This window comes from Streptococcus sp. oral taxon 064 (assembly GCF_001683375.1).
Taxonomy (GTDB): domain Bacteria; phylum Bacillota; class Bacilli; order Lactobacillales; family Streptococcaceae; genus Streptococcus; species Streptococcus oralis_S.
Genome location: NZ_CP016207.1, coordinates 1,282,127 through 1,303,495 on the forward strand (window position 1 = coordinate 1,282,127; position 21,369 = coordinate 1,303,495).

Sequence of the window (21,369 nt, forward strand, 5' to 3'; positions counted from 1 at the left end):
ACAATGAAGACAAATCTTAAAGTAAATATTCTCTGGTTATTCCTTCTGTTAGCGGGTTATGGATTGATTAGTGTACTGGTTTCTGCTGGTGTTCTCAATCTATTCCATGTCCAAATTTTAGAACAAATTGGGATTAATATCATCCTTGCAGTAGGTTTGAACTTAATCGTTGGTTTTTCAGGCCAATTCTCACTCGGTCATGCAGGTTTTATGGCAATTGGGGCTTATGCAGCAGCGATTATTGGTTCAAAATCACCAACCTATGGTGCTTTCTTTGGAGCGATGGTCTTGGGCGCTTTGATTTCTGGTGCAGTCGCTTTGCTCGTTGGAATTCCAACTCTACGCTTGAAGGGGGACTATTTGGCCGTCGCGACACTAGGTGTTTCAGAAATCATTCGTATCTTTATCATTAATGGTGGAAGTTTGACCAACGGTGCTGCTGGTATCTTGGGTATCCCTAACTTCACAACTTGGCAAATGGTTTACCTTTTTGTTATTATCACAACTATTGCAACCCTTAACTTCTTACGTAGTCCGATTGGACGCTCTACTCTATCTGTTCGTGAGGATGAGATTGCTGCGGAGTCCGTTGGGGTAAATACTACAAAGATCAAGATTATCGCTTTTGTCTTTGGTGCCATTACAGCAAGTATTGCTGGTTCTCTTCAGGCAGGATTTATCGGTTCAGTTGTACCAAAAGATTATACTTTCATCAACTCAATCAACGTTTTGATCATTGTTGTATTTGGAGGACTTGGTTCTATTACAGGTACGATTGTTTCTGCGATTGTTTTGGGAATTTTAAATATGCTCCTTCAAGATGTGGCTAGCGTACGTATGATCATTTACGCTTTGGCTCTTGTATTGGTTATGATTTTCAGACCAGGTGGACTTCTTGGAACATGGGAATTGAGTCTATCACGTTTCTTTAAAAAATCTAAGAAGGAGGGACAAAACTAATGGCATTACTTGAAGTTAAACAGTTAACCAAACATTTTGGCGGTCTAACAGCTGTTGGAGATGTCACTCTTGAATTGAACGAGGGAGAATTGGTTGGTTTGATTGGACCAAACGGAGCTGGAAAAACAACCCTTTTCAATCTCTTGACGGGTGTTTATGAACCAAGCGAAGGTACTGTCACATTAGATGGTCACCTCCTAAATGGGAAAACTCCCTATAAGATTGCGTCACTTGGTCTCAGTCGTACTTTCCAAAATATTCGTTTGTTCAAGGACTTGACAGTTTTGGAAAATGTTTTGATTGCATTTAGTAATCATCATAAACAACATGTCCTTGCGAGCTTCCTACGCCTACCAGCTTTTTATAAGAATGAGGAAGAATTAAAAAGCAAAGCTTTGGACTTGCTGAAGATTTTTGATTTGGATGGCGACGCAGATACTCTTGCTAAGAATCTGGCCTATGGCCAACAACGTCGATTAGAAATCGTTCGTGCTCTAGCAACTGAACCTAAAATTCTCTTTTTGGATGAACCTGCAGCTGGTATGAATCCACAAGAAACAGCTGAATTGACAGAATTGATCCGTCGTATCAAAGATGAATTTAAAATTACCATCATGCTTATCGAACATGATATGAATTTGGTTATGGAAGTCACTGAGCGTATCTATGTTCTTGAATATGGTCGGTTGATTGCTCATGGGACTCCGGATGAGATTAAGAACAACAAACGCGTTATCGAAGCTTATCTAGGAGGTGAAGCCTAATGTCTATGTTAAAAGTTGAAAACCTCTCTGTGCATTACGGTATGATCCAAGCAGTTCGTGATGTAAGTTTCGAGGTTAATGAAGGTGAAGTTGTTTCCTTGATTGGTGCTAATGGTGCTGGTAAAACAACCATTCTTCGTACCCTTTCAGGTTTGGTTCGTCCAAGTGCTGGTAAAATTGAGTTTTTGGGAAAAGAAATTCAAAAGTTGCCTGCGCAAAAAATCGTGGCAGGTGGTCTTTCACAAGTTCCTGAGGGACGCCATGTTTTCCCAGGTTTGACTGTTATGGAAAACTTGGAAATGGGAGCTTTCTTGAAGAAAAATCGTGAAGAAAATCAAGCTAACTTGAAAAAAGTTTTCTCACGCTTCCCACGTCTTGAAGAGCGTAAAAACCAAGATGCGGCAACTCTTTCAGGTGGTGAACAGCAGATGCTGGCTATGGGACGCGCTCTCATGTCTACACCTAAGCTCCTTCTCTTGGATGAGCCGTCAATGGGACTTGCCCCGATCTTTATCCAAGAAATTTTTGATATCATTCAAGATATTCAGAAGCAAGGAACAACGGTTCTCCTAATTGAACAGAACGCTAACAAGGCCCTTGCTATCTCTGACCGTGGTTATGTACTTGAAACAGGAAAGATTGTCCTATCAGGAACAGGAAAAGAACTCGCAGCATCAGATGAAGTCAGAAAAGCATATCTAGGTGGCTAAAAAGGTCCGGGGGACCTTTTTGGTCGGCGGATAAGAATTGTGCAGCAATTCTCCTCTAGTCTGGGAGACTAGTTTAGGTTGCGGATGGAGATTGCGTAAGCAATTCTCCTTTAGTCCGGGGGACCTTTTTAGTCGGAGGATAAGGATTGCATAAGCAATTCTCCTCTAGTCTGAGAGACTAGTTTAGGTTGTGGATGGAGATGATAATAGGTTTTCAATACTAGTTGCTAGTATCCTTAACAACTGAAAGAAATATAAATAATGATTGCTAACTTGCACATATAGAGCTCTAGATTAGAGCTCTTTTTTGTAAAAGACTCAGATTATTCAAAATCTTGAAAAAGAGATGAAAGCGTTTGATAGATTTTCTAAGAAAGTGTATAATAAAAGTAGCAATATAGAAGGAGAAGTCTCATGGCAGTTAAAGATTTCATGACCCGTAAGGTAGTTTATATCAGTCCAGATACGACTGTAGCACACGCAGCAGATTTGATGCGCGAGCAAGGTTTGCACCGTTTACCTGTTATCGAAAACGATCAATTAGTCGGATTGGTAACAGAAGGAACCATTGCGGAAGCCAGCCCATCTAAAGCAACCAGTCTCTCTATCTATGAGATGAATTATCTTCTGAATAAAACCAAAGTAAAAGATGTAATGATTCGAGATGTCGTGACGGTTTCTGGCTATGCTAGTCTAGAAGATGCGACCTACCTGATGCTGAAAAATAAAATTGGGATATTACCAGTCGTAGACAATCATCAGGTCTACGGCGTCATTACAGACCGCGATGTTTTTCAGGCTTTCTTGGAAATCGCTGGATACGGAGAAGAGGGGATTCGCGTTCGTTTCATTACAGAAAATGAAGTAGGAGTGCTGGGAAAAATTGTAGCTCTAATTGTAGAAGAGGATTTAAATATTTCCCATACTGTTAACATTCCACGTAAGGATGGCAAGGTCGTTATCGAAGTTCAAATTGATGGAAAAATCGATTTAACTGCATTAAAGGACAAGTTTGAAAAAGAAGGAATTCAAGTGGAGGAGATCACTCATACCTCTGCTAAAGTCCTTTAAACCAGAGGCTTTAGAGCCTCTTTTCTTTTGCCGTCAAAAGCGGTGAAAAGCAAAATATGGAAAGAAATGAGAGATTATGGTATAATAAAACGATATGAAAAGGAGTATCTATGGACATTTCAGAAATTCGTCAAAAAATTGACGCAAATCGTGAAAAATTAGCTTCTTTCAGGGGGTCTCTTTGACCTCGAAGGCTTAGAGGAAGAGATTGCCATCTTGGAAAACAAGATGACAGAACCTGATTTTTGGAACGATAATATCGCGGCCCAAAAAACGTCGCAAGAATTAAATGAATTAAAAAACACCTATAACACCTTCCGTAAAATGGAAGAGTTGCAGGATGAAGTTGAGATTTTATTGGACTTTTTAGCAGAAGACGAGTCAGTCCATGATGAACTGGTCGAACAGTTGACAGAACTGGATAAGATGATGACCAGCTACGAGATGACCCTTCTCTTGTCAGAACCTTATGACCATAATAATGCAATCTTGGAAATCCATCCAGGATCTGGTGGTACTGAGGCACAGGATTGGGGCGATATGTTGCTTCGTATGTATACTCGTTATGGAAATGCCAAAGGCTTTAAAGTAGAAGTTTTGGATTACCAAGCTGGTGATGAAGCAGGTATCAAGTCTGTGACCTTGTCTTTTGAAGGACCCAATGCTTATGGCCTACTTAAATCAGAAATGGGTGTTCACCGTTTGGTTCGTATTTCGCCATTTGACTCTGCCAAACGCCGCCATACTTCCTTTACATCCGTAGAGGTTATGCCTGAGTTGGATGATACCATCGAAGTGGAGATTCGTGAAGATGATATCAAAATGGATACCTTCCGTTCAGGTGGTGCTGGTGGACAAAACGTCAATAAGGTTTCAACAGGTGTGCGTTTGACACACATTCCTACGGGAACTGTCGTCCAATCAACGGTCGATCGTACCCAGTATGGAAATAGAGATCGTGCCATGAAGATGTTGCAGGCTAAGCTCTATCAAATGGAGCAAGAAAAGAAAGCTGCGGAAGTTGATTCCCTTAAAGGTGAGAAAAAGGAAATCACATGGGGAAGCCAAATCCGTTCATATGTTTTCACGCCTTATACTATGGTAAAAGATCACCGTACAAGCTTTGAAGTTGCTCAGGTAGATAAGGTGATGGATGGAGACCTTGATGGTTTTATCGATGCCTACCTCAAGTGGCGAATCAGCTAAGATAGAAAGGAACTCATATGTCAATCATTGAAATGAGAGATGTTGTCAAAAAGTATGACAATGGAACGACTGCCCTGCGTGGAGTATCTGTTACCATTGAACCAGGAGAGTTTGCCTATATCGTAGGACCTTCTGGGGCAGGTAAGTCAACCTTTATTCGAGCTTTATACCGAGAAGTAAAGATCGAAAAAGGAAGCCTAACAGTTGCAGGCTTTAATTTAGTTAAAATTAAGAAGAAAGATGTCCCACTGCTACGTCGTAGTGTCGGGGTAGTCTTTCAGGATTACAAACTCTTGCCTAAGAAGACTGTTTATGAGAATATTGCCTATGCAATGGAAGTAATCGGTGAGAGCCGTCGCAACATCAAAAAACGTGTTATGGAAGTATTGGACCTGGTTGGTTTGAAACATAAGGTTCGCTCTTTCCCTAATGAACTCTCAGGTGGAGAGCAACAACGGATTGCGATTGCTCGTGCGATTGTCAACAATCCTAAAGTATTGATTGCCGATGAGCCAACAGGAAACTTGGACCCAGATAATTCATGGGAAATTATGAATCTGTTGGAACGCATCAATCTCCAAGGTACTACTGTCTTGATGGCAACCCACAATAGCCAGATTGTAAATACCTTGCGCCACCGTGTCATTGCCATTGAAAATGGCCGTGTCGTTCGTGACGAAGCTAAAGGAGAATATGGATACGATGATTAGTAGATTTTTTCGCCATTTATTTGAATCATTAAAAAGTTTAAAACGAAATGGCTGGATGACAGTAGCAGCAGTGAGTTCGGTTATGATTACCTTGACACTTGTTGCCCTGTTTGCATCTGTAATTTTTAATACAGCAAAACTGGCTACCGATATTGAAAACAACGTTCGGGTCATGGTTTACATTCGTAAGGATGTAGCTGATAACAGTGAAACGATTGAAAAAGAAGGTCAGACAGTTACCAATAATGACTACCACAAGGTCTATGATGCTTTGAAAGCTATGCCTGCTGTTAAGAGTGTTACCTTCTCAAGTAAAGAAGAACAGTACGAAAAACTAACGGAAACAATGGGTGACGATTGGAAGGTCTTTGAAGGGGATGCAAACCCTCTCTATGATGCTTATATCGTCGATACAAATTCTCCGAGTGATGTTAAAACGGTAGCTGAAGAAGCTAAGAAAATTGAGGGAGTATCAGAGGTTCAAGATGGTGGAGCCAACACTCAACGACTTTTTGAACTAGCTTCCTTTATCCGTGTTTGGGGATTGGTTATTGCAGGGCTCTTGATTTTTATCGCAGTCTTCCTCATTTCCAATACCATTCGTATCACTATTATTTCACGTAGTCGTGAGATTCAGATCATGCGTCTTGTAGGAGCGAAAAATGGCTATATCCGTGGTCCATTCTTGCTAGAAGGTGCTTTTATTGGCTTGCTTGGTGCAGCAATTCCTTCAGTCCTTGTATTCTTTGTTTACAATATGGTTTATCAATCGGTCAATAAATCCTTGGTAGGTCAAAACTTGTCAATGATTACGCCAGATGTGTTTATCCCTTTGATGACAGTCCTATTATTTATAATCGGAATTTTCATTGGTTCAATTGGTTCAGGGATTTCAATGCGTCGATTCTTGAAGATCTAGTTGGATTTAAATGCAAATTGCAGAACAAATCAGAAAAATAATACATATTTAAAAGAGAAGTTTTCGTAAACTTCTCTTTTTCCTTTCTAAAAATTAAAAAAATAGACAATTTTTTTATAAAAGCCTTTACAAAAAAAATAAAAGTGGTATAATTAATACATAACCAAATGCAAACGTTTTCGTAAAACGTTTGCCTAAATAAAATAAAGGAGATTTGAATGATGAAAGCTACATTCAAAAATGTCTTGTCTTTCGAATTTTGGCAAAAATTCGGTAAGGCTTTAATGGTGGTTATCGCCGTTATGCCAGCGGCGGGATTGATGATCTCAATCGGTAAATCAATCGTGATGATCGACCCAAACCTTGCTCCTCTAGTGATTACTGGTGGAATACTTGAGCAAATTGGTTGGGGGGTTATCGGTAACCTTCATATCTTGTTTGCCCTTGCTATTGGGGGAAGCTGGGCAAAAGAACGTGCAGGTGGTGCATTTGCAGCCGGACTTGCCTTTATCTTGATTAACCGTATCACAGGTACTATCTTCGGTGTTACAGGTGATATGTTGAAAAACCCTGAAGCAATGGTTACTACCTTCTTTGGTGGTTCAATCAAGGTTGCTGACTACTTTATCAGCGTTCTTGAGGCACCAGCGCTTAACATGGGGGTTTTCGTAGGGATTATCTCTGGTTTTGTTGGGGCAACAGCTTATAACAAATACTACAACTTCCGTAAACTTCCTGATGCCCTTTCATTCTTCAATGGTAAACGTTTCGTACCATTCGTCGTTATTCTTCGTTCAGCTATTGCTGCAATTCTACTTGCTGCCTTTTGGCCAGTAGTTCAAACAGGTATTAACAACTTTGGTATTTGGATTGCCAACTCACAAGAAACTGCTCCAGTTCTTGCACCATTCTTGTATGGTACTTTGGAACGTTTGCTCTTGCCATTTGGTCTTCACCACATGTTGACTATCCCAATGAACTATACAGCTCTTGGTGGAACATACGAAGTGTTAACTGGTGCAGCAAAAGGAACACAAGTATTTGGTCAAGATCCACTTTGGCTTGCATGGGTAACTGACCTTGTTAACCTTAAAGGTTCAAATGCTGACCAATACCAACACCTTCTTACAACAGTCACTCCAGCTCGTTTCAAAGTTGGACAAATGATCGGTTCATTTGGTATCTTGATGGGTGTCATCGTTGCTATCTACCGCAATGTTGATGCTGACAAGAAACACCAATACAAGGGTATGATGATTGCGACAGCCCTTGCAACATTCTTGACAGGGGTTACTGAACCTATTGAGTATATGTTCATGTTCATCGCAACACCGCTTTACCTTGTTTATTCAGTAGTTCAAGGTGCTGCCTTTGCTATGGCAGATATTGTTCACCTTCGTGTCCACTCATTCGGTTCAATTGAATTCTTGACTCGTACACCATTGGCAATTAATGCTGGTATTGGTATGGATATCGTTAACTTTATCTGGGTAACTGTTCTCTTTGCGGTTATCATGTACTTCATTGCCAACTTCATGATCAAGAAATTCAACTACGCAACTCCAGGACGTAACGGAAACTACGAAACAGCTGAAGGAGCATCAGAAGAAGCAACTCCTGGAACTCCAAAAGTTGCAGCAGCTTCTCAAGCCGTAAACATCATTAACCTTCTTGGTGGTCGTGCAAATATCGTAGATGTGGATGCATGTATGACTCGTCTTCGTGTAACTGTTAAAGACGCAGATCGCGTTGGTACTGAGGAACAATGGAAAGCAGAAGGAGCTATGGGTCTTGTCATGAAAGGACAAGGTGTCCAAGCTATCTACGGACCAAAAGCTGACGTATTGAAATCTGATATCCAAGATATCCTTGACTCAGGGGAAGTAATTCCTGAAACTCTTCCAAGTCAAATGACAGAAACTCAACAAAATACTGTACATTACAAGGGTGTAACTGAAGAAGTTTACTCAGTAGCTGACGGTCAAGTTGTTGCTTTGGAACAAGTGGAAGATCCAGTTTTTGCTCAAAAAATGATGGGTGATGGATTTGCAGTAGAGCCAGCAAATGGCAACATTGTATCTCCAGTTACTGGTACTGTATCAAGTATCTTCCCAACAAAACACGCTCTTGGTCTTGTCACTGACTCAGGTCTTGAAGTGCTTGTTCATATTGGTTTGGATACAGTAAGTCTTGAAGGAAAACCATTTACTGTTCATGTCTCTGAAGGACAAAAAGTGGTTGCTGGTGATCTTCTTGTCACAGCTGACTTGGATGCTATTCGAGAAGCAGGACGTAAAACATCAACAGTGGTTGTCTTCACAAATGGTGATGTCCTTAAATCAGTTAAACTAGAACAAACAGGTTCTCTTGCAGCTAAAACAGCAGTTGCTAAAGTAGAATTGTAATATACTTGGGGTTGGAAGCTGTTTTCCAACCTCTTGTTTTAGGAGAAAAGCATGAAATTTCTAACACTCAATACCCACAGTTGGATGGAGAAGGAAGCAGAGGAAAAATTCCAAATCTTACTCCAAGACATTCTTGATAGGGACTATGATTTGATTTGTTTCCAAGAAATCAATCAAGAAATGACTTCGCCTGAGGTAGAGGTTAACAATCACTATCAAGCTTTACTATCAGCAGAACCCATTCATCAGGACCACTATGTCCGACTTCTGGTTGAAAAATTGGCTGAGAAAGGGAAAAACTACTACTGGACTTGGGCTTACAATCATATTGGTTATGACCGTTACCATGAAGGCGTAGCTATCTTATCTAAAACACCGATTAAAGCCAGAGAAATTTTAGTTTCGGATGTAGATGATCCAACAGACTATCATACTCGCCGCGTTGCCTTGGCTGAGACAGAGGTTGAAGGTAAGGAACTTGCTCTTGCAAGCGTTCATCTCTCTTGGTGGGATAAAGGTTTCCAAGAAGAATGGGCACGATTTGAGGCTGTACTAAAAGAGTTGAACAAACCTCTAATTTTAGCGGGTGATTTTAATAATCCAGCTGGTCAGGAAGGCTATCAAGCGATTTTAGCTAGCCCATTAGGATTACAAGACGCGTTTGAAGTTGCGAAAGAAAGAAGTGGTAGCTATACCGTTCCACCAGAAATTGATGGCTGGAAAGGCAATACCGAGCCACTACGAATCGACTACGTCTTTACGACCAAAGAGTTGGAAGTAGAGAGTTTACAAGTAGTTTTTGATGGTCAAAATAGTCCACAAGTCAGTGATCACTATGGTTTGAATGCTGTATTGACCTGGAAATAATGAAAGAGGTTGGAATCAGAGGTTCCAACCTTTTAATCTATTCGAATCTTTACTACAGGACTGAGACTCAAATGGGGCTACTGCAATAGGACAAAATATGGTATAATTGAAAGGATAGAATCGAGGATAGTATGTCATTTAAGAAATTTCAATTTAAAAATTATATAGTAGAAGCCTTGGAGGAGTTGAAGTTTACGACTCCTACCGAAGTTCAGGAAAAGTTGATTCCTATTGTCTTGGCAGGTCGTGACTTGGTGGGCGAGTCAAAAACAGGTTCAGGAAAGACTCATACTTTCTTGTTACCCATTTTCCAGCAATTAGATGAAACTAGCGATAGTGTGCAAGCAGTGATTACGGCTCCAAGTCGTGAGTTGGCTACTCAAATCTACCAAGCAGCTCGTCAGATTGCAGCTCACTCAGATGTCGAAGTTCGTGTGGTTAATTATGTAGGTGGTACGGATAAGGCGCGTCAGATTGAAAAACTTGCCAGCAACCAACCACATATCGTTATCGGAACGCCAGGTCGTATCTATGACTTGGTCAAATCTGGTGATTTGGCTATTCACAAGGCCAAGACCTTTGTAATTGATGAAGCCGATATGACCTTGGATATGGGATTCTTGGAAACCGTTGATAAGATTGCAGGGAGCCTTCCAAAAGACTTGCAATTCATGGTCTTTTCAGCAACGATTCCACAAAAATTGCAACCGTTCTTGAAAAAATACTTGTCAAATCCTGTCATGGAAAAAATCAAGACTAAGACAGTTATCTCAGATACCATTGATAATTGGTTGATTTCGACCAAGGGCCGCGACAAGAATGCTCAAATTTACCAGCTGACTCAGTTGATGCAGCCTTATTTGGCAATGATTTTTGTTAACACCAAAACGCGTGCTGATGAATTGCATGCCTACTTGACTGCTCAAGGATTGAAGGTAGCTAAGATTCATGGAGATATTGCTCCTCGTGAACGCAAACGGATCATGAATCAGGTGAAAAATCTGGATTTTGAGTACATTGTTGCAACAGACTTGGCAGCGCGTGGGATTGACATTGAAGGTGTTAGTCATGTTATCAATGATGCCATTCCGCAAGACTTGTCCTTCTTTGTTCACCGTGTTGGACGAACTGGGCGCAACGGACTGCCTGGTACGGCTATTACCCTTTACCAGCCTAGTGATGACTCGGATATCCGTGAGTTGGAAAAATTAGGTATCAAGTTTACTCCTAAGATGGTCAAAGACGGAGAGTTTCAAGATACCTATGACCGTGATCGTCGTGCTAATCGTGAAAAGAAGCAGGATAAGCTTGATATTGAAATGATTGGCTTGGTTAAAAAGAAAAAGAAAAAAGTCAAACCTGGCTATAAGAAGAAGATTCAATGGGCGGTGGATGAAAAACGTCGCAAAACCAAGCGTGCTGAAAATCGTGCACGTGGCCGTGCAGAGCGAAAAGCCAAACGCCAAACATTTTAAAAACTCAGTAGAATTACCTGATTCTACTGAGTTTTTATTTCCTGAACTATTCAAAGTAGCCAATAATTATATATTCAAAATAATTTGATTAATAAAATAGTAATTGCTTTAAAACTTGTTTTTAGTCCAATATTTTATTGAAATCGTAAGGAAAAAATTGAAAACTATACAATTTTGTGTTATCATATTATAAAACAATCGGATTATATAATATGATCCGTGAAAAGAAAAGGGGACTTCTATGGATAAATCATTTATGAAACAACAACGTTTTTCATTCCGTAAAATGAAAGTTGGGTTGGCTTCTGTAGCAATTTTGTTTGCTTTTGCTCAGGTCGGACAAGTGTCTGCAGATGAAACAACAAAACCGGCATCTGCTTCAACTGAAACAGTAAAGAAAACTGAAGCAAGTAAATCGGCAGTCGAAGCTGCTGTGGCAGAAATTAAAGCTGATGAGGCGAAACCAGTCGTTAACAAATCAGATGCAAAACCTGGAGAGCTTGTTGATGTTTCTAAGAAGGTTTCACCTATTGACGTGAAAGAACGCCAAGAAGGTGATCAAAAGATTCATGAAGAAAGTGCAACTGTTGAAGTCACAAAGACAGAAGTGGCACCTGTAAAAAGCGAAGAACTTCCTGCTCCAAAGACTGAAACAACTGAGAGCACTTTGACTGGGAAAGACGAAGAGGGAAATTCTTATACTCAATATGAACGTGTTGATAAAACTACGTCCGTAGAGATGATAAAAGATACAAAAACGATTTCCAAATCAGGATCAGCAGATATCGTATTTGTTGTTGACCGTTCTTTATCAATGAAGAGTAATATTGATACTGTAAGAGATAATGTCAATAAATTTGTCGATAATCTCGCGAATAATGGGGTAACTGCACGCTTTGGTTTAGCTACATTTAGCGATGAGCTTTATGGCCGCACGTATAATTTAACTGATGAAGGTACAATTCTAACTAAGTTTGGTGACTCTTATTTCACATCTAATCCAGACGAACTAAAAAAAGCGCTCGCTGCAATTGAACTTGCTAATGGAGGTGATCCAGCAGAAACGCCGACACCTGCACTCAATCAAATTGTTTCGACATATGATTGGTCAAAATCACCTAAAAATAAAAGGTTTGCTGTCCTATTATCCGATTTTCCAATTAAGGAGAATCCGTCAATTCCAACGATTGCAGACACAATTGCAACATTAACTGCAAATGGTATTGAGAGAATTGTAGCAACCTCAAGTCCTTACCAAAAATATTACAAAGGTTTTACTAATGATAATAGAATTTTGGATTTAAGTGAGCAATTTGGAGATACCTTGACTAAAGATGTGGCGTCTTTGATTGTTGAAACTGTGACTGAAGGACACAATTATAAGGTAACGAAAGATAATTACCAATTCTACCTAGAACGTCGTACAACACTACCAGTTGTTCAGACAGAGAATCCGATTCAAACGACCTCTCTTCCAGTAGCTACAGCTCATAAACAAGAAGCAGCTAAACTCCCTGATACCTGATACAGGAAGTAATGATACAGCGAACTATGGTATTGTGGGAATTGGCCTCCTAATGGCTGGACTTGGCTTAACTGTAAGCAATAGAAAGTCAAAGGAACAGTAAACCTAACTGGAAGATTGTTTGTAAAAACATTGTGATAAAAAATAGGTAGTTTGTAGATGAAGTATGCAGATAAGCATAGGTATGACCTTCTGTATTATGGAGCACAAGCCGAAATTTTATGACGAGAAAAGAGCCGTAAGGTTCTTTTTTCGATTTCGAGAAAATACTGCAAAAAAAAGCAAAAAGTGGTATAATGATAAGGTTATATAGTCCCGATAAGATGGTAGAAATTTCTATCAGTACTTTGTACTCGCAAAGAATGACGACTCCAAAGTCGCTCGTCCTTCTACGGTTGCCGCTATAACGCGGTCACCCTATGCGCCTTACTAGCTTCAGAAATAAAAAAACATCGTTTTTATTTCTTTCGCGTCGTAACTCTTAGACTATAGAAATACCTATCAGTACTTTGTAACTCTATAACAATATTTTTTAAGGGGGGACATTTTTATGTCAGAACGTAAATTATTCACGTCTGAATCTGTATCTGAGGGGCATCCGGATAAGATTGCAGACCAAATTTCAGATGCGATTTTGGATGCTATTTTAGCAAAGGATCCAGATGCGCACGTTGCTGCCGAGACAGCTGTATACACAGGTTCGGTCCATGTTTTTGGTGAAATTTCTACAAATGCTTATGTGGATATCAACCGTGTGGTTCGTGATACCATTGCAGAGATTGGTTATACCAATACAGAGTATGGTTTTTCTGCGGAGACGGTGGGAGTTCATCCGTCGCTTGTTGAGCAGTCACCAGATATCGCCCAAGGAGTTAACGAAGCCTTGGAAGTCCGTGGAAATGCAGATCAAGATCCGCTTGACTTGATTGGTGCTGGTGACCAAGGTCTTATGTTTGGATTTGCGGTGGATGAGACAGAAGAACTCATGCCATTGCCAATCTCACTCAGTCATAAGTTGGTTCGTCGTTTGGCAGAACTTCGTAAGTCTGGTGAAATCAGCTATCTCCGTCCAGATGCTAAATCACAAGTTACGGTTGAGTATGATGAAAATGACCGTCCGGTACGTGTGGACACAGTCGTTATTTCAACTCAGCACGATCCAGAAGTTAGCAATGAACAAATTCACAATGATGTGATTAACAAGGTTATCAAAGAGGTGATCCCAGCTTCTTACTTGGATGAGCAAACCAAATTCTTCATCAATCCAACTGGTCGTTTTGTAATCGGTGGACCTCAAGGGGACTCAGGTTTGACTGGTCGTAAGATTATCGTGGATACCTATGGTGGCTACTCTCGCCATGGTGGTGGTGCCTTCTCTGGTAAGGATGCGACGAAAGTGGACCGCTCAGCATCTTATGCAGCTCGTTATATTGCTAAAAATATCGTTGCAGCAGGCCTTGCTAAGAAGGCAGAAGTGCAATTGGCCTATGCTATCGGGGTGGCGCAACCTGTTTCTGTTCGTATCGATACTTTTGGTACAGGAACAGTATCTGAAAGCAAGCTTGAAAAAGCAGCGCGTCAAATCTTTGACCTTCGCCCTGCAGGAATTATTCAAATGCTGGATCTCAAACGCCCAATTTACCGTCAAACAGCGGCTTATGGACACATGGGACGTACAGATATTGACCTTCCATGGGAACGTTTGGACAAGGTAGATGCTTTGAAAGAAGCTGTGAAATAGAATTAAAAGATTGGTAGCTGTGCACTACCAATCTTTTTTGCAAAAGAAAACCAGCTTTTGGCTGGTCTTCTTATTTTATAGGGATTGAAATCTCAATCAATTTATCTGAATAAAGCGTCTTGATATTGGCTTCATCAATGCTTCCTTTGTCGATTTTACGTTTCAAGAAGAAGTCTTGAATGGTTTCGATTTCAGCTTCACGAATAGCACGGTGTTTGTTGGAAATGAGGATTTCATAGTGAAGCGGGGCTTGCGTGAAAACTACATCTGTGTTTCCAGCAGAATAGACCTCGACAAGAGTTGCGTCTGTGCTTTCTAATTGGCTTTTAACAAGTTGCGAGTGTGAGTTTGTCGTATTGATAAGCTTCATAACAGTTCCTCCGATTTTCTAACTCTATTATAGCACTTTTTGAATAAAATCGTGTATTTTAGCCAATTCCATGCTGGATTTTCCAAGCTTCAATTCCCCATTTATGGCTACCACGTTTGAGTTTTTCAATTGCTTCATCAATAGGGAACCAAGCAATATGATTAAAATCTTCCAGTGGTTTTTGTGCTTCTTTGAAAGAAATAGCTTCATAGAGATACGCTGGATTGTAGTAGTAGGTATCACGGTGGCGAGAGTAGAAATACTCATCAGCTTGCCCATAATAGGTTCCAATTTCAGCTGTAAAGCCAAGTTCTTCGATCAGTTCTCTTTTTAGTGCTTCTTGATGATCTTCGCCAGCTTCAATTTCTCCACCTGGCAAGAACCAAGCACCATTGGGAGCTTGAACTAGGACAATTTGTTTTTTCTCCGCATCCGGAATAACTGCGTACACACCATAGCGGGGCTGGTAGGTCACATTCACTTTTTTTTCACCAAAAGTTGGGTTTGCCATTGCATTTTCCTCATTCTCTAGTATCTTTATTATTATCATAATGGACGAGGGGCAAGCTGTCAAGAATAAACCAACGAACTGGTGCAGAAAAAGCTACTTTGTCTTGGTCAATCCTTGTCTCGTTAAACTTTCTAGACCTAGTACTATAACTGGTATAATAAAAGAGAGGTGATTTTATGGCAGAATCAAGACTATTTCGTATCCTATATCTACTTTTAGAAAAAGGCAGTGCAACAGCTCCTGAATTAGCCCGATTATTTGAAGTATCTGTACGAACGATTTATCGTGATATTGAGCGGTTGAGTATGGCAGGGATTCCCCTTTATTCGATACCTGGGAAGACGGGCGGAATCTTTTTAATGAAGAACTTTGTTCTGGATCGTACTCTCGTATCGGAGGATGAAAAATTAGAACTTCTGTCAGCTTTGCAAGGGATTCAAGCCCTGACCGATGACAGGCAAGATATGTTACTTGAAAAGTTGGAATCTATTTTTCAAGTTTCTCCCAGCCCTTGGATAGAAGTAGACATGACTGACTGGAGAAAGCGAGAAGGTCAAAAAGAATTATTTGATAACATCAAACATGCTATTCTAGAGAAAAGGCAACTGGTGATTACTTATCTAGGTGGGTGTGGTCAGAAAACGATTCGTACAGTCGAACCCTTTAGACTCGTATTTAAAAAGAGAGATTGGTACCTTCATGCCTACTGTTGTTTGAAGGAAGAGTGGCGTTTTTTCAAATTGTCTAGAATTAGGAACTATCACCTAACAACTGAAACTGTGAAGCAGAAAAATGTGGAGGATTGGGTTGATGGTTCAGATCAAGTGGCACATCAAATCAAAGTTTCCTTGAAGTTTAGTCCCAAGCTTGCTTTCCGGGTTTATGAAGATTTTTCAGAAGATGAGATTAGCTTGGGGAAAGATGGGTGTTATTATGTCAAGACAGTCCTACCAGAGCATGAAAGTCTGTATACTTACCTCCTGTCTTATCTAGATGGGGTGGAAATACTCGCCCCCAATCATCTGAAGAAGGAATTGCTTTCTATATTAGAAAAAATCCAAAAACTTTACAAACCTTGACAAAAGATGTCAGGGTTTTGGTGCTATACTAGAGATAGAAAGGAGAAGAACCAAATGAAATACGAATGGAGAAAAGAAGCAAAAAATCTTTATCAAGTGAAAGCTAGGCCCAGCATCTTGCAGGTGCCAGGTCAATCCTATATCGTGATTGATGGTAAAGGTGATCCAAATCAAGAAGATTTTTCAGAACGCGTAGGGGCCTTATATGCCTTAGCCTATGCGATAAAGATGAAGTATAAAAAAGCTCCTCTGGATGAGGTTTACACGGATTTTACAGTCTTTCCTTTAGAAGGTGTATGGAAAAAGGAGAAGGAGGGAGAACTGGTAAAAAGTGAGCTTTCTTATAGCATTATGATTGGGCAACCCGATTTTATTACGCGAGAACTATTTGAGGTAGCTCTGAACGAGGTCAAAATCAAGAAGCCAAATCCTCTCTATGAGGCTATTCGTTTTGAAATGATAGAAGAAGGCCAAATCCTTGCTATGCTTCATGTAGGACCTTTTGATACTGAAAATGAGACTTTTGCAGAGATGGAGCATTTTTGTCAACTTCATAAACTCAAAAGAACTTCGGAAGTCCACCGAGAAATTTATCTCAATAACCTTCATCGAACGGAGCCAAGCAAATTAAAAACAATTCTTCGCTATCAAGTTCAAGAAGAGAATTAAAAAAAAGAACAGGAAATCTTGTTTCCTGTTCTTTTTATGAGATTTATTCTTCTATTTCAGAAGCAATCTCTTCTGTTTTCTCAGTTTTTTTGGCAGATTTGATTTGAATATTGCCATTGCTTGTCATAACTGCCTTGAGGTCTTTTTCACTTGGGTTTTCAAGGTAGAAGTCAGTGATGGCATCCTCGATATGGTCTTGAATAGTACGGCGGAGTGGGCGTGCCCCCATTTTTGGATCATAACCTAAGTCAACCAACTTTTCCTTGACCTTGTCTGTCACATCGAGGTGGATATTGTTGCTAGAGAGGCGTTTGTTGACATCCGCTAGCATGAGTTCGACGATTTGGAGAAGGTTGTCCTTGCTGAGAGGTTTAAATTCGATGATGCCGTCAAAACGGTTCATAAACTCTGGGCTAAAGAAGTTACCGAGTTCACCGAGGACAGAGTTGGTTCGACCTTCACGAGCAGCTCCAAAACCAACGCTGGCTTCGGCCTTACCGGTACCCGCATTTGAAGTCATGATAATGATAGCATCTTTAAAGCTAACTGTTCGTCCTTGCCCATCAGTCAAACGACCATCGTCCAATACTTGAAGGAACATGTGCATCACATCTGGGTGGGCTTTTTCAACTTCATCGAGAAGGATGAGAGAGTAAGGATTGCGACGAACTTTTTCAGTCAGTTGACCAGCTTCGTCATAGCCTACATAGCCTGGAGGGGCTCCGACCAATTTAGCCACACTGTGTTTTTCCATGTATTCACTCATATCAAAGCGAATCATGCTGTCAGCAGAACCAAAGAGCTCAATGGCTAGTTGTTTGGAAAGTTCTGTCTTACCGACACCAGTTGGTCCGACAAAGAGGAAGCTTCCGATTGGGCGGTTAGGAGTTCCAAGTCCAACACGATTACGACGGATGGCCTTAGCAATCTTATCGACAGCTTCATCTTGACCAATGACATGAGCTTTGAGGTCGTCTGCTAGATGGATAAGCTGAGACTGTTCTTTTTCTTTGAGTTCTCCAACAGGGATATTGGTTTTCTGCTCAATGATATGTTCGATTGTTTTCTCGCTGATGATTGGAGTATCCTGATCGGTCACCTTGTTCTTCTGCATTTCCTTGTACTTGGCAATCTGATCGCGGAAATAGGCAGCCTTTTCAAAGTCTTCCTCTCGAGTAGCTTGAGCCTTGAGATTCTCAGCTTCAATTAAACGCTGATCAATCACTTTAGGATCAACAAAGTTCAGCGTCAGATTCATCTTAGAACCAGCTTCATCTAACAGGTCAATAGCCTTGTCTGGCAAGAAGCGGTCTTGGATATAGCGATTGGAAAGATTTGCAGCAGCTTCGATAGCAGCGTCTGTGTACTTGACGTGATGGTAGTCTTCGTATTTCTTTTGAACCCCTTTAAGGATGGTAATGGTTTCTTCGACAGTTGGTTCATCTACCTTGACAGGTTGCATACGGCGCTCTAGGGCAGCATCTTTTTCAATGATACGGTATTCATTGAGAGTAGTGGCACCGACCATTTGTAATTCACCACGGGCAAGGGCTGGTTTGAGGATATTTCCTGCATCCATATTGCCATCGCCAGCAGATCCTGCACCAACAATTTCATGGATTTCGTCGATAAAGAGGATGATGTCCTCGCGTTTGCGAATTTCTTCCATGAGCTTTTGCATACGTTCTTCAAATTGGCCTCGAATCCCTGTTCCTTGGACTAGACTGACCACATCCAGACGGATGACCTGCTTGCCTTGGAGTTTATGGGGAACATCACCATCAACAATCTTCTGAGCTAGACCTTCAACAACGGCTGTTTTACCGACACCTGGTTCTCCGATAAGGACAGGGTTGTTCTTGGTTCGACGGTTGAGGATTTCGATAACGCGGATAATCTCTTCATCTCGACCGATAACAGGGTCAATATCTCCCCGCCGAGCAATCTCAGTAATATTGATACCATATTCCTCTAGGAGTCCTCTTTCTTGGCTAGGAGGTGTTTGAAGTGGACCGCGGTTTTGAGGCCCATAACCACCGTTTCCTCCATATCCCCCACCTGATTGAGTTGGAGGGACGTTATTAGAAGAAGGTTTGAAATTATTCAAATCATTGAAAAAGTCGCCGAAAGGATCAAAGTCATGATTATTTAAGTCAGTCATTCCTTTAAAGAGGGTATTATTTGGATCTGTTTTGATAATTTTATAGCAATTTTGACAGAGATCAATTTGCTTTTGCTGTCCATTGATATTGGTATACAGATGAATTGTTGAGTCGTTAATTTTACAGTTTTGACAGAGCATAGATCTACCTCATTTCATTCTTATTCTTGGTCTAAGAAAAAGGTCAAGAATAGTCAAAGTTTTATACTCTCATTATAGCATGATTAAGGTGTAAAGCAAGTAAAAAGATTGGGAAGTGGTCGTTTTTAAAAGAGGGATTTATGAAGAATCCAGCGACATTGAAGGTAAGAAAAAATCCCATTTGTGGTGACAAAAAGGATTCTCATTTATCGGGCCCTACTGCCCGTTGTTTTTATATTAGTAAAGGAGTTCGTAGATCTCCATTGCAATCAAATCAATGCTATCAAATGTATAAGTTTCACGAGCTTCTACATCGCGAAGGGTGAAGAGTGATCCGTTTTCTTCGTCATGGCTGTATGCAACTTCTGCGACAACAACACCTTCACGTTCAAAATTACGTTTTAGATTTCCACCATCTTTTGTCATTGCTTCTAGGCGGTTAATGATTCTAACCAAATGTGATTCCATTTTGATTCTCCTCCATTTCTTATCGTTTCTATTTTACCATAAACAAGAGGTAGTTGACTAGAAAAAAACTGTGATTTCTCTCTATTTCTCTATTCTATCAAGTTAATTGTTAAAATTAGGGAAAAAGGATTGCATTTTAATTCAATTCATGTTATAATCATACAATCTAATACATAGAAAGTTGATTGAATATGAATTTTTCTTTTTTACCAAAGTATTTACCATATTTTAACTATGGTGCTCTGATTACCGTATTGATTTCCATCCTTGTTGTCTGCTTAGGGACCATTATAGGTGTGTTACTGGCCTTTGCCCAACGTTCACGCTTTAAACCGCTCGTTTGGTTTGCAAATGTGTATGTTTGGATCTTCCGTGGTACTCCAATGATGGTTCAAATAATGATTGCCTTTGCCCTTATGCATATCAATGCTCCGACTATTCAAGTGGGAATTTTAGGAGTTGATCTTTCTCGTTTGATTCCTGGTATTCTGATTATTTCTATGAACAGTGGTGCTTATGTTTCAGAAACTGTTCGTGCGGGGATCAATGCGGTTCCTAAAGGGCAGTTAGAGGCTGCATATTCTCTAGGTATTCGTCCGAAAAATGCCATGCGTTATGTCATTTTGCCACAAGCTATCAAAAATATTCTTCCAGCTCTTGGAAACGAATTTATCACCATTATCAAGGATAGTTCCCTCTTATCAGCGATTGGGGTGATGGAGTTGTGGAATGGTGCAACGACAGTAGCAACAACAACTTATTTACCGTTGACTCCTCTTTTATTTGCAGCCTTTTACTATTTGATTATGACCTCTGTTTTGACAGTGGCGTTGAAAGCATTTGAAAAACATATTGGACAAGGAGACAAGAAATAATGACAGAAACCTTGATTAAAATTGAAGAACTACATAAGTCTTTTGGGAAAAATGAAGTTTTAAAAGGCATCAATCTTGAGATTAAACGTGGAGAAGTTGTGGTCATTATTGGTCCGTCAGGGAGCGGGAAATCAACCCTCCTTCGTTCGATGAATCTCCTTGAAGAAGCAAGTAAAGGTAAGGTTATCTTTGAAGGAGTTGATATCACAGATAAGAAAAATGACCTTTTTGCCATGCGTGAAAAGATGGGCATGGTATTCCAACAATTCAACCTCTTTCCCAATATGACAGTGATGGAAAATATCACTTTGTCACCAATTAAAACCAAAGGTGAAAGCAAGGAAGTTGCGGAGAAAAGAGCACAGGAACTGTTAGAAAAAGTTGGCTTGCCAGATAAGGCGACGGCTTATCCACAGAGTTTGTCAGGTGGTCAGCAGCAACGGATTGCCATTGCACGTGGACTTGCTATGGAAGCAGATGTTTTGCTCTTTGATGAGCCGACTTCAGCCCTAGACCCTGAGATGGTTGAAGAAGTTCTAGCTGTTATGCAAGACCTCGCTAAATCAGGGATGACCATGGTGATTGTGACTCATGAAATGGGCTTTGCGCGTGAGGTAGCAGACCGTGTTATCTTTATGGCGGATGGGGTTGTTGTCGAAGATGGAACGCCAGAGCAAGTCTTTGAACAAACCCAAGAACAAAGAACCAAAGATTTCTTGAGTAAGGTTTTGTAATACCTCAT

At 40.5% G+C, this 21,369-nt stretch carries 19 protein-coding genes and 1 pseudogene; 16 read left to right on the forward strand and 4 right to left on the reverse strand.

Annotated elements, in window-relative coordinates:
* Window positions 1-3 precede the first annotated feature (3 nt).
* The 12 genes and pseudogenes from AXF18_RS06270 (at window position 4) to metK (ending at window position 14,353) form a co-directional block, all read left to right on the forward strand.
* Complete coding sequence (locus AXF18_RS06270) at window positions 4-960, forward strand: branched-chain amino acid ABC transporter permease (protein ID WP_000856263.1); 957 nt, start codon at window positions 4-6, stop codon at window positions 958-960.
* The gene (locus AXF18_RS06275; protein ID WP_001186014.1) at window positions 960-1,724 is read left to right on the forward strand and encodes an ABC transporter ATP-binding protein; all 765 of its coding nucleotides are present in this window, start codon (window positions 960-962) and stop codon (window positions 1,722-1,724) included. Before AXF18_RS06270 ends, AXF18_RS06275 begins: the two co-directional genes overlap by 1 nt.
* Entirely contained in the window at window positions 1,724-2,434 is a 711-nt protein-coding gene (locus AXF18_RS06280; RefSeq protein ID WP_000062204.1) for an ABC transporter ATP-binding protein, read from the forward strand. The genes AXF18_RS06275 and AXF18_RS06280 overlap by 1 nt, the downstream gene beginning before the upstream one ends.
* Window positions 2,435-2,848: 414 nt before the next feature.
* On the forward strand, window positions 2,849-3,505 hold the full coding sequence (locus AXF18_RS06285) for a CBS domain-containing protein (RefSeq protein ID WP_000268643.1): 657 nt from the start codon (window positions 2,849-2,851) through the stop codon (window positions 3,503-3,505).
* Between the two features lie 110 nt (window positions 3,506-3,615).
* Window positions 3,616-4,711, forward strand: a protein-coding gene (prfB, locus tag AXF18_RS06290) for a peptide chain release factor 2 (protein WP_096753628.1) whose coding sequence is annotated in 2 segments (ribosomal slippage) — window positions 3,616-3,687 and window positions 3,689-4,711 — 1,095 coding nt in all. Because the reading frame shifts where the segments join, the coding sequence is not laid out codon by codon here.
* A gap of 17 nt (window positions 4,712-4,728) precedes the next feature.
* A complete protein-coding gene (gene ftsE, locus AXF18_RS06295) occupies window positions 4,729-5,421 on the forward strand; it encodes a cell division ATP-binding protein FtsE (RefSeq protein WP_000022275.1) in 693 nt (230 codons plus the stop codon).
* The gene (gene ftsX, locus AXF18_RS06300) at window positions 5,414-6,340 is read left to right on the forward strand and encodes a permease-like cell division protein FtsX (protein ID WP_000625556.1); all 927 of its coding nucleotides are present in this window, start codon (window positions 5,414-5,416) and stop codon (window positions 6,338-6,340) included. The genes ftsE and ftsX overlap by 8 nt, the downstream gene beginning before the upstream one ends.
* A 218-nt stretch (window positions 6,341-6,558) precedes the next feature.
* Complete coding sequence (locus AXF18_RS06305; protein ID WP_083307377.1) at window positions 6,559-8,745, forward strand: PTS transporter subunit IIBC; 2,187 nt, start codon at window positions 6,559-6,561, stop codon at window positions 8,743-8,745.
* Between the two features lie 51 nt (window positions 8,746-8,796).
* Complete coding sequence (locus AXF18_RS06310; protein WP_065371687.1) at window positions 8,797-9,612, forward strand: endonuclease/exonuclease/phosphatase family protein; 816 nt, start codon at window positions 8,797-8,799, stop codon at window positions 9,610-9,612.
* A 131-nt stretch (window positions 9,613-9,743) separates the two neighbouring features.
* Window positions 9,744-11,087: a DEAD/DEAH box helicase gene (locus AXF18_RS06315; RefSeq protein WP_008284610.1), complete on the forward strand. Its 1,344-nt coding sequence runs from the start codon at window positions 9,744-9,746 to the stop codon at window positions 11,085-11,087.
* A 241-nt stretch (window positions 11,088-11,328) separates the two neighbouring features.
* Window positions 11,329-12,715, forward strand: a pseudogene (locus AXF18_RS06320) (VWA domain-containing protein).
* Window positions 12,716-13,162: 447 nt separating this feature from the next.
* Window positions 13,163-14,353: a methionine adenosyltransferase gene (gene metK, locus AXF18_RS06325; RefSeq protein ID WP_000003916.1), complete on the forward strand. Its 1,191-nt coding sequence runs from the start codon at window positions 13,163-13,165 to the stop codon at window positions 14,351-14,353.
* Between the two features lie 70 nt (window positions 14,354-14,423).
* Here the strand turns inward: metK and AXF18_RS06330 are convergent, their stop codons facing one another.
* Complete coding sequence (locus AXF18_RS06330) at window positions 14,424-14,723, reverse strand: DUF1827 family protein (RefSeq protein ID WP_000767202.1); 300 nt, start codon at window positions 14,721-14,723, stop codon at window positions 14,424-14,426.
* Window positions 14,724-14,781: 58 nt separating this feature from the next.
* On the reverse strand, window positions 14,782-15,234 hold the full coding sequence (locus tag AXF18_RS06335; protein ID WP_065371688.1) for an NUDIX hydrolase: 453 nt from the start codon (window positions 15,232-15,234) through the stop codon (window positions 14,782-14,784).
* A 176-nt stretch (window positions 15,235-15,410) separates the two neighbouring features.
* Between AXF18_RS06335 and AXF18_RS06340 the strand changes: the two genes are divergently transcribed.
* Window positions 15,411-16,313 carry a YafY family protein gene (locus AXF18_RS06340; protein WP_065371689.1) on the forward strand — a complete coding sequence of 301 codons (903 nt, stop codon included), beginning with the start codon at window positions 15,411-15,413 and terminating at the stop codon, window positions 16,311-16,313.
* Between the two features lie 54 nt (window positions 16,314-16,367).
* Entirely contained in the window at window positions 16,368-16,982 is a 615-nt protein-coding gene (locus AXF18_RS06345) for a GyrI-like domain-containing protein (RefSeq protein ID WP_065371690.1), read from the forward strand.
* Window positions 16,983-17,025: 43 nt separating this feature from the next.
* On the opposite strand, the gene AXF18_RS06350 is transcribed toward AXF18_RS06345, so the two are convergent.
* Window positions 17,026-19,284, reverse strand: coding sequence for an ATP-dependent Clp protease ATP-binding subunit (locus AXF18_RS06350; RefSeq protein ID WP_065371691.1), 2,259 nt, complete (start codon window positions 19,282-19,284; stop codon window positions 17,026-17,028).
* 237 nt (window positions 19,285-19,521) lie between these two features.
* Window positions 19,522-19,752: a DUF1797 family protein gene (locus AXF18_RS06355; protein WP_000443577.1), complete on the reverse strand. Its 231-nt coding sequence runs from the start codon at window positions 19,750-19,752 to the stop codon at window positions 19,522-19,524.
* A 191-nt stretch (window positions 19,753-19,943) separates the two neighbouring features.
* Between AXF18_RS06355 and AXF18_RS06360 the strand changes: the two genes are divergently transcribed.
* A complete protein-coding gene (locus AXF18_RS06360; protein WP_001011622.1) occupies window positions 19,944-20,627 on the forward strand; it encodes an amino acid ABC transporter permease in 684 nt (227 codons plus the stop codon).
* Entirely contained in the window at window positions 20,627-21,361 is a 735-nt protein-coding gene (locus AXF18_RS06365) for an amino acid ABC transporter ATP-binding protein (RefSeq protein ID WP_065371692.1), read from the forward strand. Before AXF18_RS06360 ends, AXF18_RS06365 begins: the two co-directional genes overlap by 1 nt.
* The last annotated feature ends 8 nt before the right edge of the window (window positions 21,362-21,369 follow it).

Excerpts from the sequence above, each read along its gene's own strand:
- AXF18_RS06285 (WP_000268643.1), top strand. The coding sequence starts at position 2,849 with ATGGCAGTTAAAGATTTCATGACCCGTAAGGTAGTTTATATCAGTCCA.
- ftsX (WP_000625556.1), top strand. The coding sequence starts at position 5,414 with ATGATTAGTAGATTTTTTCGCCATTTATTTGAATCATTAAAAAGTTTA.
- ftsE (WP_000022275.1), top strand. The coding sequence starts at position 4,729 with ATGTCAATCATTGAAATGAGAGATGTTGTCAAAAAGTATGACAATGGA.
- AXF18_RS06350 (WP_065371691.1), bottom strand. The coding sequence starts at position 19,284 with ATGCTCTGTCAAAACTGTAAAATTAACGACTCAACAATTCATCTGTAT.
- AXF18_RS06335 (WP_065371688.1), bottom strand. The coding sequence starts at position 15,234 with ATGGCAAACCCAACTTTTGGTGAAAAAAAAGTGAATGTGACCTACCAG.
- metK (WP_000003916.1), top strand. The coding sequence starts at position 13,163 with ATGTCAGAACGTAAATTATTCACGTCTGAATCTGTATCTGAGGGGCAT.
- AXF18_RS06355 (WP_000443577.1), bottom strand. The coding sequence starts at position 19,752 with ATGGAATCACATTTGGTTAGAATCATTAACCGCCTAGAAGCAATGACA.
- AXF18_RS06275 (WP_001186014.1), top strand. The coding sequence starts at position 960 with ATGGCATTACTTGAAGTTAAACAGTTAACCAAACATTTTGGCGGTCTA.
- AXF18_RS06330 (WP_000767202.1), bottom strand. The coding sequence starts at position 14,723 with ATGAAGCTTATCAATACGACAAACTCACACTCGCAACTTGTTAAAAGC.
- AXF18_RS06270 (WP_000856263.1), top strand. The coding sequence starts at position 4 with ATGAAGACAAATCTTAAAGTAAATATTCTCTGGTTATTCCTTCTGTTA.
- AXF18_RS06315 (WP_008284610.1), top strand. The coding sequence starts at position 9,744 with ATGTCATTTAAGAAATTTCAATTTAAAAATTATATAGTAGAAGCCTTG.
- AXF18_RS06360 (WP_001011622.1), top strand. The coding sequence starts at position 19,944 with ATGAATTTTTCTTTTTTACCAAAGTATTTACCATATTTTAACTATGGT.
- AXF18_RS06365 (WP_065371692.1), top strand. The coding sequence starts at position 20,627 with ATGACAGAAACCTTGATTAAAATTGAAGAACTACATAAGTCTTTTGGG.
- AXF18_RS06345 (WP_065371690.1), top strand. The coding sequence starts at position 16,368 with ATGAAATACGAATGGAGAAAAGAAGCAAAAAATCTTTATCAAGTGAAA.
- AXF18_RS06305 (WP_083307377.1), top strand. The coding sequence starts at position 6,559 with ATGATGAAAGCTACATTCAAAAATGTCTTGTCTTTCGAATTTTGGCAA.
- AXF18_RS06340 (WP_065371689.1), top strand. The coding sequence starts at position 15,411 with ATGGCAGAATCAAGACTATTTCGTATCCTATATCTACTTTTAGAAAAA.
- AXF18_RS06310 (WP_065371687.1), top strand. The coding sequence starts at position 8,797 with ATGAAATTTCTAACACTCAATACCCACAGTTGGATGGAGAAGGAAGCA.
- AXF18_RS06280 (WP_000062204.1), top strand. The coding sequence starts at position 1,724 with ATGTCTATGTTAAAAGTTGAAAACCTCTCTGTGCATTACGGTATGATC.